This window comes from Micrococcus sp. LASM2_SD2, assembly GCF_057364565.1.
The window spans coordinates 1-2,974 of sequence record NZ_JBNFOB010000265.1 but is presented as its reverse complement, the minus strand read 5'-3'; the positions used below and the strand labels follow the sequence as shown (position 1 = coordinate 2,974).

The window sequence follows — 2,974 nt, the reverse complement described above, 5'->3', positions numbered from 1 at the left end:
CAGCTGCGCGCCGTCGGCCGGGACGTGGCCGCCCGAGGGATTCGTGCCCCGCGCACCCCTGACCGTGCTGGACCGAGGCGGGGCGGCCACCCTCCCCTGGCCGAGGACACCGAGGCGCTCGTGGACGGCTCCCGGCGTCTGGACGCCGAACTGCCCTGGGCCCTGACCCTGCATCTGCAGGCCCTGGCGGGGCTCGCCGCGGACCGCCCCTGACGGGGACCGCCGCCCCTCAGCTGTGTCCGGGCTGGGATCGGGTCACGATGTGACTCGCTTTGTCCGACAATCCGAGACATGTGAGCTGGACTACATCTATAGTGTGGCGATCAAGGGCGCCGTCCTCCCCGCCGGGGACACCCACGGCGCCCCCTGACCACAGGACCGACGGGGCGCACGCCCCGCCGAACGAAGGCAGTCCCATGTCACGCACGCACCCCCGTGCCGTCGCCGTCGCCGCCGCCTGCACCGGCGCGCTCGCCCTCTCGGGCTGCGCCGTCATCGGCGGCACCTCGTCCTCCCAGGCGGTCGGCTCCGACGAGCACCTCTCCTCCTCCTATCAGCTGGTGGAACCGGGCACCCTCACGGTGTGCTCGGACATCCCCTACCCGCCGTTCGAGTTTGAGCAGGGCGGCGAGATCACCGGCTACGACATCGAGCTCGTCGAGGCGATCGCCGAGAAGCTCGAGCTCCAGGTCAAGATCGTCGACTCCTCCTTCGAGGCCATCGAGTCCGGCGCCTCCCTGACGAGCTGCGACCTCAACGCCTCCTCCATCTCGATCACCGACGCCCGTCAGCGCGTCATGGCGTTCACCAGCCCGTATCTGGACGACGACCTCGTGCTCGTCGCCCGCAAGGACAAGGGCTTCGACTCCGTCGACGGCCTCGGAGACGCCCGCGTGGGCGTCCAGGCCGCCACCACCGGAGACGAGTACTCCAAGGAACAGGGCCTGAACGTGGTCCAGTACGAGGACGGCGGCATGCAGGTGCAGGCCCTCAAGGCCGGCAACGTGGACGCCACCCTCGGCAACCAGTCCGTGCTGCTCTACGAGCTGAAGGACGACGACCGCTTCGAGATCGTCGAGGAGCTGCCGACCGGCGAGCAGCTCGGCATGGCCGTCGGCGCCGAGAGGGCCCAGCTCCTCTCCGCCGTGGACCGCTCCCTGCAGGAGCTGCGCACGGAGGGCAAGGTCGCCGAGCTGCAGGACAAGTGGTTCGGACACGTCCAGGAGGACTACCAGTGAGCACCACACAGCAGACCCCCGCCCCGCAGGGCACCCGCGGGACCGAGTCCCCGGCTCCGAGGCCGGGCGCGGCCCGCCGCCGCAGGAACATCTCCCTCGCGATCCAGGCCGGCGTCTTCGTCCTGGCGATCGTGCTCCTGGCGATCCTCGTGGACTGGACCGCCCTGGGCGAGAACGTCTTCAACTTCGGTGCCGTGGGCGCCATGTTCCCGGACATCATCCTCGTCGGCCTGGGCAACACCCTCTTCTACACGGTCACCTCGTTCGTCCTCGGCCTGGTCGGCGGCATGCTCCTGGCGCTGATGCGCATGAGCTCCTTCCCTCCGTACCGCTGGATCGCCACGGCCTACGTGGAGTTCTTCCGCGGCGTCCCGGCGCTGCTGGTGTTCCTGGCCCTCGGCTACGGCGTCCCCTTCGCCTTCGGCGTGAGCTGGCCGATCCCGCTGGTCGTCTGCCTGGCCCTCGGGCTGGTGGCGTCCGCGTACATCGCAGAGACCCTGCGCGCCGGCCTGCAGGCCGTCCCGAAGGGCCAGATGGAGGCCGCGCGCTCCCTCGGCATGCCCGCCTGGCGTGCGATGGTCACCATCGTCATCCCGCAGGCGTTCCGCATCGTGCTGCCCCCGCTGACGAACGAGGTCATCCTGCTGACCAAGGACTCCTCCCTGGTCTACGTACTCGGCCTCGCCGTGTTCCAGTACGACCTGACGAAGTTCGGCCGCGACGGCATCGCCTCGCTCGGCGCCGGCATGACCCCGATCGTCGTGGCCGGTGTCCTGTACCTGGTGATCACGGTGCCGCTGTCCCTGCTGGCGCGCCGCTTCGAGTCCAAGACCGCCCGGAAGAAGGCCTGAGATGACCGAGAACACCCAGCATTCCCCAGGCACGGACCCGCACCCGCCGACCACCGGCTCCCTGCGCCAGGTCCACGCCACCCGCGTCACCATCAAGGACCTGAACAAGTCCTACGGGACGAACCACGTCCTCAAGGGCATCGACCTGGACGTCGCCCCCGGTGAGGTCGTCTGCCTGATCGGCCCCTCGGGCTCGGGCAAGTCCACGCTGCTGCGCTGCGTGAATCTGCTGGAGACCCCGAACAGCGGCACCGTGGAGATCGGCGAGTTCACCGTGACCGATCCGGACGTGGACATCGACACGATGCGTCGCCACGTCGGCATGGTGTTCCAACAGTTCAACCTGTTCCCGCACCTGACGGTAATGGAGAACTGCACGGTCGCGCAGATGAAGGTCCTCAAGCGCGGCAAGGAGGAGGCCCAGAAGGTCGCCCGCCGTCAGCTGCGGAGGGTGGGCCTCGGCGAGCTCGCGGACCGCTACCCAGACCAGCTCTCCGGCGGCCAGCAGCAGCGTGTGGCGATCGCACGCGCCCTGTCCATGGACCCGCAGCTGATGCTGTTCGACGAGCCCACCTCCGCCCTCGACCCGGAGACGGTCGGCGAGGTGCTCGCCATCATGCGTCAGCTGGCGAAGGACGGCATGACCATGCTCGTGGTGACCCATGAGATGGGCTTCGCCCGCGAGGTCGCGGACCGCGTGGTCTTCATGGACGGCGGAGTCGTGGTCGAGCAGGGCCGCGCCGCGGACGTCATCGCGGATCCGCAGCAGCCGCGCACGCAGGACTTCCTGCGCCGGGTCCTCAACCCCACCGAGGTGGACCTCTGACGCTCCGCCCGGAGCACGACGACGGCCCCTCGCCCGGACCGGCCCCGCCACCCGCCGGT

General features: G+C 69.7%; 4 protein-coding genes. All 4 read left to right on the top strand.

Annotated features, from left to right (window positions below; translation table 11 throughout):
- The coding region (locus tag AC2W7A_RS11155; RefSeq protein ID WP_485991409.1) for a hypothetical protein at positions 1 to 213 on the top strand (213 nt) is incomplete at its 5' end.
- 203 nt (positions 214 to 416) lie between these two features.
- Complete coding sequence (locus tag AC2W7A_RS11150) at positions 417 to 1,238, top strand: ABC transporter substrate-binding protein (protein ID WP_485991408.1); 822 nt, start codon at positions 417 to 419, stop codon at positions 1,236 to 1,238.
- An 89-nt stretch (positions 1,239 to 1,327) separates the two neighbouring features.
- Positions 1,328 to 2,089, top strand: coding sequence for an amino acid ABC transporter permease (locus tag AC2W7A_RS11145; RefSeq protein ID WP_485991410.1), 762 nt, complete (start codon positions 1,328 to 1,330; stop codon positions 2,087 to 2,089).
- A gap of 1 nt (position 2,090) precedes the next feature.
- A complete protein-coding gene (locus AC2W7A_RS11140; RefSeq protein ID WP_485991407.1) occupies positions 2,091 to 2,915 on the top strand; it encodes an amino acid ABC transporter ATP-binding protein in 825 nt (274 codons plus the stop codon).
- Positions 2,916 to 2,974 lie beyond the last annotated feature (59 nt).